Consider the following 13,190-nt stretch of genomic DNA (forward strand, 5'->3'; position numbering starts at 1 on the left):
TTGCACGCAAGAAATTTTTGCGAATACGGTAAAAAAAATTAGGGACCTGCTCTCACAGGCCCCTTATCACCCCCCTGAACGGGGTGCACTGTGGCAAGATCGCTGCACATGCGGGTTTGCGCAGAAATCAGGCCTGATGAACGGCTATTTGCCGCTGCGGTTCTGGCTCATTTGGCCCAGAATTTGCAGAGCTTCTTCGCCTTCAAGCAGTTTGGAAAAAAGCTTGCGCTCGCGCTCCAGAACCTCCAGCAAAACTTCGCGCTGGGGCTCACGTAGCAGACGCTTGCTGGTGCGCAAGGCAATGGGAGGCTGCTCGGACAGCGCGTGAGCGCAGGCACGGGCGGCTTCCAGGCTGTTGCCGTGGTCGGTCAGTTCAGTGAGCAGGCCGTCTTCCATGGCCTGCTCGGCACTGAAGGCTTGTGACAGCAGCAGCCATTCGTTGGCACGGCGTGGCCCCACGTACTGGGCCAGCAGGTGGCTGGATGCGCCCTCCGGGCACAGGCCCAGGGCCGTGAAAGGCATGCGCAAGCGCGCGTCACGGGCCGCGTACACAAAGTCTGCATGCAGCAGCAAGGTCACGCCGATACCCACAGCGTGGCCTTCTACGGCCACGATCAGCGGGATGTCGGCTTTGACCAGACTGCGCAGGAATTTGATCGGCGGCGGCATGTCGTTGTTGCGCACATTGGACAGCTCCGAGATGTCGTTGCCGGCACAGAAATGCTCGCCCGCGCCGGTCAGAATCAGGGCACGATATTTCTGATTCTGATCGGCCTGGTCGATGATGTCGGCCAGTTCTTCGTACATGGGGCCGGTCAAGGCATTGCGTCGTTCCGGACGATCCAGAATGACTTCCAGCCAATGGCCCGCGTCATGAGTCCGTATCATGGCGTGCTCCTGTTCAGGCGAAAGGGGAGGCCAGCAGTGCTGCCTTGGCTTCCTGATATTCGCGGTGCAGACGGGCCACGATGTCGGCAGTAGGTTCTACCGAATCAATGCCACCAATGCCTTGGCCAGCGCCCCAGATGTCGCGCCAGGCTTTGCTCATGCCCGAACCAAAGGCGGTATCGGCCGTTTTTTCCGCATCCAGCTTGTCCGGGTCCAGGCCGGCAGCGCGGATACTGTCCTTCAGGTAGTTGCCAGGGATGCCGGTAAACAGCGGCGTGTAGACGATATCGGCAGCACGGCCCTTGACGATCATGTTCTTGTAATCGTCCGAGGCATTGGCTTCGGTACTGGCAATGAAGCGGGTGCCGATGTAGGCCATGTCGGCCCCCATGGCTTGGGCGGCCAGAATGTCGCGACCCCGGCTCATGGCGCCGGACAGGGCAATCGGGCCATCAAAAATCTGACGAATTTCGTTGACCAGTACAAAGGGGCTCAAGGTACCGGCGTGACCACCTGCACCGGCTGCCACCACGATCAGCCCATCCACACCGGCTTCCAGGGCTTTTTCGGCGTGACGCAAGGTGGTCACATCGTGGAAAACCTTGCCGCCCCAGGCGTGCACATGCGGCACGATGTCCTGCGGGGCACGCAGGCTGGTAATTACCAGCGGCACCTTGTGGTCGGCGCATACCCGCAGATCCTGCTCCAGGCGGTCGTTGGACTGGTGGATGATGTGGTTGATGGCATAGGGGGCGATGCGGCGCTCGGGGTGGCGCTCGCGCAGTTCGGCCAGGGTGTCGTCGATCTCGTCCAGCCAATCCTTGAGCTTTTCCTGGGGGCGGGCGTTCAAGGCGGGGACGGAACCGATAATGCCGCTGGCGCATTGCGCAATCACCAGGGCGGGGTTCGAAACAATAAACATGGGCGCTGCCATTACAGGCAGGGTCATAGATTGATAAAGCTGCTGCGTTAATGCCGATGGCATAAGGTCGGTCTCCTGTTATCGAAAGAAGTGCCCTGCCTCTTGAAGGGGCGGGGTCCTGCAAGGAAGATCTGCCGCTGATAATCTATCGTCACCTATTCTAGGACGGTTTATCGTCGCCCGGCTTGGTGCGCCGCACAAATTCCTCCGGGCCCGAAAATGACCATGGTTTGAGCACTTTTTTCTGTCCGTAGACCGGACTAAGAAGACGTAGTGCACAATAAGCGACTTGAAGGATTTTTGTTTGCTATGACCACGACTGAACGAAAAACGCCCTTGGCGGGATTGCGTGTTCTGGACTTGACGCGCGTGCTGGCCGGGCCCTGGTGTACTCAAAACCTGGCTGATCTGGGTGCGGAAGTCATCAAGGTCGAACGTCCCGGTGCGGGAGATGACACCCGGGGCTGGGGGCCGCCTTATCTGCAGGATGGTCACAGAGCGGACACGGAAGATGCGGCCTATTTTGGGGCCGCTAACCGCAATAAAGAATCCATCACCCTGGATATAGGCACTGCACAAGGCGCAGATGTGGTGCGTCAACTGGTCAGTCGCTGCGATATCCTGGTGGAAAACTTCAAGGTTGGTGGTCTGAAAAAGTACGGGCTGGATTATGAAAGCCTGCGAGCCATCAACCCGGCCCTGATTTATTGTTCGATTACCGGATTTGGGCAGACTGGCCCCTATGCAAGTCGTCCAGGATATGACTTCATGATCCAGGGGCTGGGTGGCTTGATGTCACTGACTGGTGAGCCAAGAGGCGAACCGCAAAAAGCGGGGGTGGCCGTGGCCGATGTCATGACCGGCATGTACGCCACGGTGGCCGTACTGGCCGCGGTGGTGGAACGCCATCGTAGTGGCCTGGGCCAGCATCTGGATATTGCCTTGCTGGATTGCCAGGTGGCCATGATGGCCAATCAGAACATGAATTACTTGTGTACCGGGCAGGCGCCACAGCGGCCCGGTAATGCACATCAGAATCTGGTGCCCTATCAGGTCTTTGAGGCCAGTGACGGGCATTTGATTGTGGCGGTGGGTAACGATGCCCAATTTCGCAGTTTTGCGCAGGAACTGGGTCACCCCGAGTGGGCGGATGATCCCCGTTTTGCGCGCAATGCCGGACGCGTCATGCACAGGGACGAACTGGTGCCCCTGCTGGCGCAGGTCATGTTGAGCCGGACGCGTGATAGCTGGTTGCAGGCGTTGGAAGCCGTGGGTATTCCAGCCGGGCCCATCAATACGATGGAACAGGTTTATCAGGACCCGCAGGTGTTGGCGCGTGGTTTGCGCCTGGACTTGCCGACCGGGCAGGGTGGCAGGCTGCCTTCGGTGGCCAGCCCTTTGCGTTTGTCGGCTACGCCGGTGCAGTATCGCAGTGCGCCCCCGCGTTTGGGTGAACACACCCGCGAGGTCCTGGCGCGAGTGCTGGAGCTGTCGTCCGACGAAGTCGAGGCCTTGGTGTCCGGCTCCGCTGCATAGGCTTAATTTTTATTGCTTTTCGATCAGGTTGTGAATCATGAAACAGATACAAACCATCGCTATTGTTGGCGCAGGTGCTATGGGACGGGGCATTGCCCAGATTGCTGCCCAGGCTGGCAAGCAGGTCTTGCTGTATGACCTGAATGCGGACTCGGTCAAGGCTGCTTTGGCCGACGTGCATGCCGTTTGGAGCCGTCTGCAAGAAAAAGGCCGCATGACGGCTGAACAGGTGGACGCGGCCAAAGCGTGCCTGCAAACCGCCAGCGACCTGCAAGCCTTGGCCCCTGCTGATCTGGTAGTGGAAGCCATTGTGGAGCGCCTGGACGTCAAGCAAGGCTTGCTGCAGCAGTTGGAAGAGATTGTGTCGGCCGATTGCGTGCTGGCCTCCAATACCTCTTCGCTGTCCATTACCGCCATTGCCCAAGCCTGCCGCCACCCCGAGCGTGTGGCTGGTTATCACTTCTTTAACCCCGTGCCCCTGATGAAAGTGGTTGAGGTGATTGATGGCCTGCGCACCTCGCCTGAAGTGGGTGATGCCCTGATGCAAGTGTCGCGCGATATGGGCCATACGCCCGTGCGAGCCAAGGACATGCCTGGCTTTATCGTGAATCACGCTGGTCGCGGCATGAACATCGAGGGCCTGAAAATCGCCCAGGAATGCGTGGCTCCTTTCTACCAGATCGACGCCATCATGCGCGAGCAGGCCGGTTTCCGCATGGGCCCTTTCGAACTGCTGGATCTGACCGCGCTGGATGTGTCTCACCCGGTGATGGAATCCATTTACCGTCAGTTTTACGACGAGCCTCGCTTCCGTCCTTCGCCCATCACGGCGGTACGCCACGCGGGCAAGCTGTTTGGTCGCAAGAATGGTGAAGGCTTCTACAAGTATGAAGATGGCAAGAAACAGCTTCCTCAAGAGCCTGCCGTTCCTGCCGTGACTTCTTTTGCACCCGTATGGGTCTCGCCTTACCACGAGCAAGGTCAGGCTCGCGCGCTGCAATTGCTGAACGAGCTGGGTGTGAAAGTGGTGGAGGGCGACCAGCCACCGGCTGATGCGCTGATTCTGTTGACGCCTTACGGTGAAGACGTGGCGACTTTGGTGTCCCTGCATGGCCTGGATCCTGCCCGTACCGTGGCGCTGGATACCTTGTTCGGTCTGGAAAAAGGCCGCCGCCGTGTACTGATGTGCTCGGCTGCAACCACACCCGAATGGCGCGACCAGGCCTGGGCCATGCTGGCCAGCGATGGTACGGCTGTCAGCGTGATTGAGGATTCCGCCGGTTTTGTGGCCCAGCGTTTGGTGGCCACCATTGTGAACATCGCCAGCGATATCGCTCAGCAGCAGATTGCGACACCGTCTGACATCGACGCTGCGGTGCGTCTGGGGCTGGGTTACCCGCACAATGGCCCGCTGTCCATGGGTGATGCCGTCGGCTCGCGGGATTTGCTGGATGTGCTGAACACGCTGCAAGCCGTCACGGGTGATATGCGCTACCGCGCCAGCCCTTGGCTGCAACGCCGTGTGCAATTGGGCATGTCCCTGACGGCCTTGGCGCAGTGCAAGGCGCAGTAAAAGACGTCTCAGATTGCTCTCCTGGGCGCTTTATGAGGCTTTAAAGCGTGTTCTAGGGGTAGATCAGCCAACAAGGCTATGAGTAGGCCTGAGTCCGGGATGACACCGGACTCAGGCTTTTTTACTGGCAGACGGGGGCTGTTGGGGGGGGCTGATAGTTCTTTGTGCCAAGTCCATGGCGGGCCCTACCTGCCTCTAAAAGGCAGCCTGAACCAGGTGCTAAATAGATGGAAGCTGGGGCCGGGCTTAGGGCTCAAGGAGAGCAGACTATTACTTTTGTGTTTTCGCCGCAGGTATTTTCACCGAGGCTAGATCCGGATACAGCTCAACCAGCTCGGGTAGCAGCGCATCTTCACTGAGCGGGATGATGAAAATCGTCTTGCCATCTACGCTGGCCAATGTGGGATAGCTAAGCTCAAAGGTTTTGCCGTCTTTCTTGAAGGTACGGCTGTAGTTCAGTACGGCGTAGTCGCGACCAGTGCTGGTTTTACCGAACTGTGCGGTATTCACGTCGTAGTGGCCAGACAGAATCTGTACGGGCTGATGCTCATCCATAGAGCGGCCCAGCCGGATCAGTTCGGCAATGGTCTCTGTATAGTCCTTGCCCATCGCTTGTGACATTTTCTGGATCTTTCGTGGTGACTGAAACTGCAGAATCGTTTTCAGATCCCTGTCCATGGTGGCTTGCAGCAGCGTGTGCATGGCTTTGTCCAGACTATCCCGATTCAGGACGCTAGTGGCCTGTGCTGCGTTCTGAGTGGCTGCCGTTGCCGACTCATTGGCGAAGGCCTGGGCCGACGGCAAGATCAAAACGGCCAGGGCCGACAGGATGCCCGTAACGGCCAGACGAGCAGGGGAAGGAAGGCGTGTCATGGTAAGTGCCCGCAACTGTTTGATGGCGGCGGAGTGCAGTGATCCGAGGGTTCGATTGTAGGGGGCAGTTCCTGCCTCAGTCATCTGCAAACAGCCTTGGACAAAGAAAAAGCCCGATGAATATTCATCGGGCTTTTTGTATTCGCAGGCTCTGTACAGTGCCAGAGCCTTGGAGCAATGCTTACTTGGCGGCGTTGACCATGTGCTGAATGGCAGCACGGATTTCGTCGTCAGAGGCTTGCGAGCCACCGCGTGGAGGCATGGCGCCTACACCGTGGATGGCCTTTTGAACCATAGTGTCCATACCGGATTCGATATATGGCTTCCAGGCAGCTTGATCGCCAAACTTGGGCGCACCAGCTACACCGGCAGCGTGACAGGCAAAGCAGATGGTGTCGTACAGCTTGATACCAGCTGGGTCGACCTTGCTGTCGTCAGCGGCAGCGGTTTCCGTGGCTTTAGGAGCCTCAGCCGCAGGCGCTTCGGCAGGTTTGGTGTCGGCGGCAGCAGTCGCTTCAGGCTTGGCGTCGGCTTCTTCACCTTCTGGTGCAGGCGCTTCGGGTTCCTTGAAGTCAGCGCCAGCAGCGTTAGCCATGTAAGCAACGGCACGAGCCACTTCGATATCGTCCAGCGAAGGGTTACCACCCTTGGCTGGCATGGCACGGATACCGTGAATAGCGTTCTTGACCAGTTCGTCCTGACCCAGATTGATCAGCTCGCCCCAGGCACCCTTGTCGCCAAATTTGGGCGCACCGGCCACACCGGCGCCGTGACAGGCGGTACAGGTGGTTTCGTACACTTGCTGACCCGTCTTCAGTTCTTTGACGGCATTGGCGTCAACCAGTTTGAAGCCGGCCACAGGCTGGATGCGGGCAGCAATGGCTTCAGGGGAAAGGGCGGCGGAGCCAGCACCTGCACCCATGGTGGAGGTAACCAGGCTGACCAGCATGACAATAATCGCGATGGGCACCAAGAAAGCCAGAGCCACGGTCACAAGCAATTGTTTAGGGGTTTTGATCATGGCTGAGTGACCCTCGTTGTGTTCTTCGGTTTTTTGTTCCGTGTTGCTCATTATCGGATCCTGCGAGTTCGTACAAGAAATGACGGGAGGGCCTTTAAAGGCCACCAATAAAGGCTTGCGCCTACCTAATGGGTGTGCGCAAGGACGTGTCTACCAAGCCACCGACCCAGATCGCGCAACCATGGATTATAGCGGAGTGTGTCGCTCTTGTATCTGACTCTTGATTTGGCACAGTCATAATTGCCGGATAGATACTGAAAAAAACTCCAAACTCGCGCTACAATAGCGAGCTTGGCGTCCGTAGTTCAATGGATAGAATTAGGGTTTCCGAAGCCCTCGATACAGGTTCGATTCCTGTCGGACGCGCCAGAATTCCTTGTTTATACGGCTCTTTGGGGCAGTTTTTCAAGGCCTGGTTTGAATTTCCAGTTATAAAGCGTCGCAATGCAGGCAGCCTATGGCTGCTTTTTTTGCGCCTGTTGTTTGTCAAACGTTCTGCTCTGGGCTTGCTGAAGTGAAGTTGGCTAATTATTGATTTCGATCATTTGACCTGGGACGAAGTGGGCGGTGTTAATTTGTATTTTTGTGTCCTGCCTTTGTTCGAGTGTGAGGACAGAATGTGTTCAGGTTTATCTCCCGGAATGATGCCTGACTCAAGCGGGGCAACATCCGACAAGGATATGGAACCAGACGGTGGCTCCAGGTTCCTGCTATGACAAGGTGTAGATCAGTGGGATTCTGAAAAGATAAAGGGGCCTTATCGGCCCCTTTATCTTTTTCCTGTGCAGCTTTCTGGTTTTAAATAGCTTCGGCACAAATCACATAGTCATGGCCATGGCGCAGCCCTCCCAAGGTCTGATTCAAGGCCAGGGCTTGTTGGCGCAAGGCCTGAACATGCTCGGACAAGGCCATTGCCAGGTTGCGGTCCTTCAGGCGGCGCAAGCGCCCGTCACACATATCCAGCTGACCGTGGATAAAGCTGTCGCCGTAACGAATGCCAAAGCGTTGCGCATCCACACAGCGATAGCCGGACTGCCGCAGGTGGCGTAGTACCCAGTCCATCGGGTACTCGCGGTACGGTCGCTCGCCTGCCAGCAGCAGGCAGGCATCGCGCAAACGGCCTATTTCCACAATCAGTTTGCCCGCCGGATCCGTGCTGCTATAGGGCACGTAGGGCTCCAGACCAATAATGTAGAGGCGCTGGTCGGTCAGTGGCCGCAGGCGGCTGAACAGTTGGTCCTGGGTGTAGGGGGCAAAGCCGTCTATGGCACCGAGCAGATAGTCCGCCAGAACCGTATCAAAGCGTTCGCCCTGCAAAAACTCCGGATCGCTCCAGTTGCCCACCAGCAGACGGTCCTCGGGACGTTTCTGATCGCCCAGCTCACGGGTCACCTGTTCGGCCATACCGGGGGAGGCGGTAATGGCTGTCCAGCGTTCTGTGTCCAGCGTCAGCAACCAGCGCAGCGAGCCCTTGCCGGTGCCGGCATCCAGAAAGTTGCCCCAGGGACGGTCGCCCTGCATGTCGGCCACGATCTGGTAGAGACGGCTACCCGTGTGTATGGCGGTCTTGCTCAAAATTCCACCTGTATCCCGGCCAGGATGTTGCGCCCCATCAGCGGGGCCTGACGGGCAATAAAGGAGGTATGGCGGTAAGCCAACTTGTTCAGCAAGTTATTTCCTCTCAGGTACAGGGTGTAGGTGTTCTGGTCCATATGCAGGCGGTAGCTTAAACCCATGCTGAGCAAACCGTAAGACGGCGAGCTCTCTTCATGCTCTGCCACGCGCTCCTGGCCGAAGGTGTGGGTGTATCCCACAAAACCGGACCAGTTCTGCCAGTTCAGATCTGTGCGAATACCCAGGCGGGCGGCGGGCATGCGTGGCAGGTTGCGGCCGGGGTCTTGCAGTTTACCGCGCACCAGATCGCCATAGACGCTCAGCGAGGCCCAGGACGTGACGGGGTAGGAGGCTTCCGCTTCCAGGCCCCAGAACTGGGCTTTGTCCTGGCTGTATTGAATCAGCTGGAAGTCTTCGTGGCGGTCCAGGCTGCGACCATAAATGTAGTTCGAGCTGCGGGTGTAGAAGGTGCGCAGATCAAAGCGCAGATCACCCAGGTGTTTTTGCAGGCCCAGATCAACCGTATGGCTGGTTTCCCGGTCCAGATTCGGATCGCCGCGTTCATAGCTGAGTGTGGCAAAGTGCACGCCTTTGGCAAACAGCTCCTGCGCCGTGGGCAGACGCTGCGAGCGGGATACGGACAGGCTGGCCGCGTACTCAGGCGCAAAGTCCCAGACGGTGCCCAAAGAGAAGGAGGTGGCCGTGCCTTTGCGGCGCTCCAGAGTTTGCGAGTCGGGTGTGACGGTTTGCCATTCCTGACGAGCGCCCAGTTCCAGACGCCAGTCGTCCCAGTTCACGCTCTCCAGAAGGAACAAGCCTTGACTGCGGGTGCGGGTAGGAGGGATGAAGTTTTCCGTGCCGTCGCGGGACGCAAAATCAGACTGGCTGGTTTGCAGGCCGATGACCCCTTCAAACGGCCCCCATGGATTGTGTTCCAGCTCCAGGCGGGTGTCATAACCTCGATTGGTAAAGCGGGTGCCAGCAATATCGCCATCTTTTTCTACGTGCTGGTAGTTGGTCGCACCCGCACGCAGGCGAGCGCGCTGGAAACCGGGCAAGGGATCGCGCAGTTCGCCTCGTATATCGAAACGTTGGGTACGCAGATGAGCGGTGGCGGAGTGCTCGTGCTCATGACCGTGATCGTGGCTGTGCCCATGATCGTGGTCATGGTCGTGACTGTGGCCGCCGCAATGCAGGGTGGCGCCGTGCGGGTGGCAGTCCTCGTATTCGTGGCTGTGACCGGGCAGACCATAGCTGCCTTCACGATACGAGTAGGCGGCACCAATGTAGCCACGGTCGCCAATAAAGGACAGGCCGATGCTGCCCGTGTCTGTGCTGGAGTCCGAGTCCTTGACGCGGCTGTCGGTCCAGTTCGGGACACGATAGTCACGGCTGCGGTGGGAGGCACCTTCTACGTGCAAGGCGATATTGCCTTCACCCGCCGTCATTTCCACCGCGCCGATCCTGCCGCGATCAGCCGTGGAGCCTTGGGCGCGTACCGAGCCTTCAAACCCCTTTTCGGGGATGGCGGTTGGGATCTTGCGATCCAGTACGTTGACCACGCCACCAATGGCGCCGCCACCATACAGCAGGGCCGATGGGCCGCGCAGCACTTCAATGCGATCAGCTTGCCAGGTGTCGACCGTGATGGTGTGGTCGGGCGAGATGGCCGATGCGTCCATGACCTCTGCGCCATCGCTCAGGACTTTAACGCGGGGTGCGGTTTGGCCGCGGATGACGGGGCGGCTGGCACCGCTACCAAAGCTGTCTACATGGATGCCGACTTCACCGTCCAGCAACTCACCCAAGGTGCTGCTGCGGCGCAAATCCAGTTTGGGGCCTTGCAGGACCGTGCTGGCCGTGGCCAGCTCGGTTTGTTGCAAGGCCAGGGGGCTGGCGGAGATTCGGATAGGGGCCAGTTCAGGGACAGGTTCTTCAATTTCATTGGCTTGGGCAGAGGCGCACAAAAGCAGAGCCAGGGCGAGTGGCAGGGGACGGGGTTGGAAACGCATCTCATCTTCCGGTTTGTTAATTTTCGAGATGTTATAACATAACAATTATTTTTTGAAATAGTCGGAAAGCCATTTCAAGAAAAGGGGAAAAGCAGAGCTTGCTTTTGTGCTGTTCGAAGGAGCTCGGAGGTCGCGTGGGTGTGCAGGCAGCAAAAAAAAGCCGCTCTTGAGAGCGGCTTTTTAGTGGAGTCGTTTAGCTGTTTTCCACTTCAGGTGGAATCAGGTTGCGCTCGTAGCGCTGTACGTAGTCTTCAAAGGACTCCTGATCCTGGGCCTCGATATCAATTTGGGCTTGCAGAGAATCTTTGGCCTGTTGTTCGAAAGCAGCTTGCTTGTCGGCAGGCAAAGGGTGGGCCAACAAGGTTTCATGATGTTCGCGGCTGCGTTGCAAGGCGTAGTCGTGAAAGCTCAAACCCGTGTCGCGCAAGCGGCTCAGCAGCTGGGCTGACGGCGTCAGCTCGGGGTTCTCCAGCTTGCGGATTTGGGCTTGCACGGCTTCGGTGTGACCTTGGGTATTCAGGGCCTGATCCAGCATGTGTGCGTAAGGCAGCAGAGATTCCAGGATCTCGTGGCCCCAGTCCTGCAGCTTGACGCTTTGTTTTTGCTGATTGGTCAGCATCAGGCCGGGGCGGCGGCCTTCGCGCACAACGGTTGCAAAGTTGTTCTTGCTGTCCTGGCAGTAGCCACCGTCCGGGAAGAAGGGGCTGTCTTGTATGGTACAGAACAGCAGGAACGTATCCAGGAAGCGGCAGGTTTGCTCGGAGATACCGGTGGGCGACTCAGGGTCGATATCCAGGCAGCGTACTTCGATATATTCCACACCGCGCTGAGCCAGGGCGGTAGCCGGGCGTTCGCTACGCTGCGTCGTGCGCTTGGGACGAATGCTGGAGTAGTACTCGTTTTCAATCTGCAGAATATGGGTGTTGAGCTGAATCCACTCGCCATCGCGGTGGGTACCCAGCTTTTCGTAGTCCGGCCAAGAGGTCACGGCAGCGTGATACATGCGCATCACAAAGGTGTCCAGGTCGTTGTAGCAAAGCTGAAGCTCGGCCTGGGCTTCCTTGTTGTGATAGCCCAGATCGCTCATGCGCAGACTGGTCGCCCAGGGCATGGTCAGCGTGTCCTCGTCGATCTTGTCCAGATTGTTGTTGCGACCTTGCAGGAAGTTCGCATCCAGCACGGGCGAGGCACCAAACAGGTACATCAGCAGCCAGGAGTAGCGCGTGAAGTTGCGGATCAGCGCCAGATACCCGTTGGAGCGCTGGTCTTGCAGATTGTCGCCACAGACATTCAACAAGGGCCAGATGCCATCCGGCAGGGAAAAGTTGTAGTGCACGCCGGCGATACATTGCATGGGTTTGCCATAGCGCTCGGCCAGGCCACGGCGGTACACATGCTTGAGCATGCCGGTGTTGGACTTGCCGTACCAGGCAATGGCAATGTCCTTTTCGGCGGGCAGGAGCGCGGGCATGGACTGGTTCCAGATAATTTCCTGGTCCAGCTTGCTGGCTACAAAGGTATGGATGTCGCTTAACTCCTGCAACACGTCCTCGACCCGGGCTCGTGGCTCGGTAATCAGCTCCAGCAGGGCTTCGGCGTAGTCGGTGGTGATGTGGCCGTTGGTCAGGGCCGACCCGATAGCTTGCGGGTGGGGAGTGTTTGCCAATTGGCCCAGCGCATCGACGCGCAGTCCTTCTTTTTCGATGCCACGCAAGATCCCTTTCAAAATCTCGGGATTCTGTTGCAGGGCAAGGCGGCGTTCGTGGCTGGTGTTCATGGTGGTGTTTCCCACTTTCGAAATCGGGTGCAAGATACGGGACTGTTCAAAGGGGCCTGGCCCCGTCTATAAATAGTAGTCCGACCACACTTGCTTTGTTAAGTTGCGCCAAAAGGCGTATCGGGCAGGGCGAGTATAAGGCGGCTGTTCAGCCAGCCGATGAAAAGCATGAAACGGGATATGGGATTAGCACCATGATGATCAGGCGCATTATCGCGATACTGGTGGCCTTCTTGACCTTGGCTGCCTGCAGTCCGGAGTTTAACTGGCGCAAGGTCCAGCTTGAGCAAACCGGCTTGTCGGCCATGTTGCCTGGCAAGCCCACCACCAGCCACCGAATGTTGGATTTCGAGCAGCATCAACTGGATTTTTACCTGACTACTGCCACGGCCGGCGGGCAAAGCTATACCGTGGGCCACGTGATTTTGCCCACGGAACTGCAACAGGACGAGGCTGCCCGCCAACGGCTGTATGAAGCGCTGCATGAGTCCCTGCGCGGGAAATTCATACCGGATGGACAGGTCAGCGAGCAAAGCCAGATACAACTTCCTCCACCAGGCCAGGTCTTTTTCATGACGCGTGATGTGGGCGGCGTGGCCTTGCGCCTGGAGGCCATGATACGCATGGAGCCGGGCTGGCTGGTGCAGGGCTTTGTTATGACGGATTCCGGGAAGGCCCCGGACGCGGCTCAGGCGAAGGTTTTCTTTGACGGCTTAGCTCGCTAGCCGGATCGCCACTGATCAGGTGCTGTTGCAGGGCCAGGGTAATGGCAGCTTGGCGGCTATAGACTCCAAGCTTGGCGTAGGCGTTCTGGAAGTGAAAGTTGATCGTGCGTTCAGTAATGCCCAGGATGATGCTGATTTCCCAGCTGGTCTTGCCATGGGCAGCCCAGTTCAGGCAGGACTGCTCGCGTGAAGTTAGATGCGTCACGGTAAAGCCATTCCTCATGCATTCGTGGTAGACGTCGGGCCAAT

Annotated in this window: 11 protein-coding genes and 1 tRNA gene; 4 read left to right on the forward strand and 8 right to left on the reverse strand. The window is 58.0% G+C overall.

Annotated elements, in window-relative coordinates:
• Positions 1-144 precede the first annotated feature (144 nt).
• Together CPY64_RS00605 and CPY64_RS00610 are read right to left on the reverse strand one after the other, a co-directional pair.
• Entirely contained in the window at positions 145-888 is a 744-nt protein-coding gene (locus CPY64_RS00605) for an enoyl-CoA hydratase/isomerase family protein (protein ID WP_042488196.1), read from the reverse strand.
• Between the two features lie 13 nt (positions 889-901).
• Positions 902-1,873, reverse strand: coding sequence for an NAD(P)H-dependent flavin oxidoreductase (locus tag CPY64_RS00610; protein ID WP_042488193.1), 972 nt, complete (start codon positions 1,871-1,873; stop codon positions 902-904).
• A 246-nt stretch (positions 1,874-2,119) separates the two neighbouring features.
• Here CPY64_RS00610 and CPY64_RS00615 point away from each other — a divergent pair, with 246 nt between their 5' ends.
• Both CPY64_RS00615 and CPY64_RS00620 read left to right on the forward strand, forming a co-directional pair.
• On the forward strand, positions 2,120-3,346 hold the full coding sequence (locus tag CPY64_RS00615; protein WP_042488190.1) for a CaiB/BaiF CoA transferase family protein: 1,227 nt from the start codon (positions 2,120-2,122) through the stop codon (positions 3,344-3,346).
• A 37-nt stretch (positions 3,347-3,383) separates the two neighbouring features.
• On the forward strand, positions 3,384-4,919 hold the full coding sequence (locus CPY64_RS00620) for a 3-hydroxyacyl-CoA dehydrogenase (protein WP_042488187.1): 1,536 nt from the start codon (positions 3,384-3,386) through the stop codon (positions 4,917-4,919).
• Positions 4,920-5,189: 270 nt separating this feature from the next.
• On the opposite strand, the gene CPY64_RS00625 is transcribed toward CPY64_RS00620, so the two are convergent.
• Both CPY64_RS00625 and CPY64_RS00630 read right to left on the reverse strand, forming a co-directional pair.
• Positions 5,190-5,792 carry a hypothetical protein gene (locus CPY64_RS00625; protein ID WP_042488185.1) on the reverse strand — a complete coding sequence of 201 codons (603 nt, stop codon included), beginning with the start codon at positions 5,790-5,792 and terminating at the stop codon, positions 5,190-5,192.
• Between the two features lie 181 nt (positions 5,793-5,973).
• Positions 5,974-6,864 carry a c-type cytochrome gene (locus tag CPY64_RS00630; RefSeq protein WP_042488182.1) on the reverse strand — a complete coding sequence of 297 codons (891 nt, stop codon included), beginning with the start codon at positions 6,862-6,864 and terminating at the stop codon, positions 5,974-5,976.
• Positions 6,865-7,107: 243 nt separating this feature from the next.
• Here CPY64_RS00630 and CPY64_RS00635 point away from each other — a divergent pair.
• Positions 7,108-7,182, forward strand: a tRNA-Arg gene (locus tag CPY64_RS00635).
• 429 nt (positions 7,183-7,611) lie between these two features.
• Here the strand turns inward: CPY64_RS00635 and CPY64_RS00640 are convergent.
• The 3 genes from CPY64_RS00640 to gshA form a co-directional block, all read right to left on the reverse strand.
• The gene (locus CPY64_RS00640) at positions 7,612-8,388 is read right to left on the reverse strand and encodes a class I SAM-dependent methyltransferase (RefSeq protein ID WP_042488178.1); all 777 of its coding nucleotides are present in this window, start codon (positions 8,386-8,388) and stop codon (positions 7,612-7,614) included.
• Positions 8,385-10,439: a TonB-dependent receptor domain-containing protein gene (locus tag CPY64_RS00645; protein WP_042488175.1), complete on the reverse strand. Its 2,055-nt coding sequence runs from the start codon at positions 10,437-10,439 to the stop codon at positions 8,385-8,387. Before CPY64_RS00645 ends, CPY64_RS00640 begins: the two co-directional genes overlap by 4 nt.
• A gap of 193 nt (positions 10,440-10,632) precedes the next feature.
• Positions 10,633-12,216, reverse strand: coding sequence for a glutamate--cysteine ligase (gene gshA, locus CPY64_RS00650; protein ID WP_042488171.1), 1,584 nt, complete (start codon positions 12,214-12,216; stop codon positions 10,633-10,635).
• 194 nt (positions 12,217-12,410) lie between these two features.
• On the opposite strand from gshA, the gene CPY64_RS00655 reads away from it, so the two are divergent.
• Positions 12,411-12,941: a hypothetical protein gene (locus CPY64_RS00655; protein WP_042488168.1), complete on the forward strand. Its 531-nt coding sequence runs from the start codon at positions 12,411-12,413 to the stop codon at positions 12,939-12,941.
• Here the strand turns inward: CPY64_RS00655 and CPY64_RS19230 are convergent.
• A complete protein-coding gene (locus CPY64_RS19230) occupies positions 12,871-13,146 on the reverse strand; it encodes a response regulator transcription factor (protein WP_080723839.1) in 276 nt (91 codons plus the stop codon). The two genes, CPY64_RS00655 and CPY64_RS19230, sit on opposite strands and share 71 nt — an antisense overlap.
• Positions 13,147-13,190 lie beyond the last annotated feature (44 nt).

The organism is Alcaligenes faecalis (assembly GCF_002443155.1).
Lineage (GTDB): Bacteria > Pseudomonadota > Gammaproteobacteria > Burkholderiales > Burkholderiaceae_B > Alcaligenes > Alcaligenes faecalis.

Excerpts from the sequence above, each read along its gene's own strand:
- CPY64_RS00605 (WP_042488196.1), bottom strand. The coding sequence starts at position 888 with ATGATACGGACTCATGACGCGGGCCATTGGCTGGAAGTCATTCTGGAT.
- CPY64_RS00610 (WP_042488193.1), bottom strand. The coding sequence starts at position 1,873 with ATGCCATCGGCATTAACGCAGCAGCTTTATCAATCTATGACCCTGCCT.
- CPY64_RS00615 (WP_042488190.1), top strand. The coding sequence starts at position 2,120 with ATGACCACGACTGAACGAAAAACGCCCTTGGCGGGATTGCGTGTTCTG.
- CPY64_RS00620 (WP_042488187.1), top strand. The coding sequence starts at position 3,384 with ATGAAACAGATACAAACCATCGCTATTGTTGGCGCAGGTGCTATGGGA.
- CPY64_RS00625 (WP_042488185.1), bottom strand. The coding sequence starts at position 5,792 with ATGACACGCCTTCCTTCCCCTGCTCGTCTGGCCGTTACGGGCATCCTG.
- CPY64_RS00630 (WP_042488182.1), bottom strand. The coding sequence starts at position 6,864 with ATGAGCAACACGGAACAAAAAACCGAAGAACACAACGAGGGTCACTCA.
- CPY64_RS00645 (WP_042488175.1), bottom strand. The coding sequence starts at position 10,439 with ATGCGTTTCCAACCCCGTCCCCTGCCACTCGCCCTGGCTCTGCTTTTG.
- gshA (WP_042488171.1), bottom strand. The coding sequence starts at position 12,216 with ATGAACACCAGCCACGAACGCCGCCTTGCCCTGCAACAGAATCCCGAG.
- CPY64_RS00655 (WP_042488168.1), top strand. The coding sequence starts at position 12,411 with ATGATGATCAGGCGCATTATCGCGATACTGGTGGCCTTCTTGACCTTG.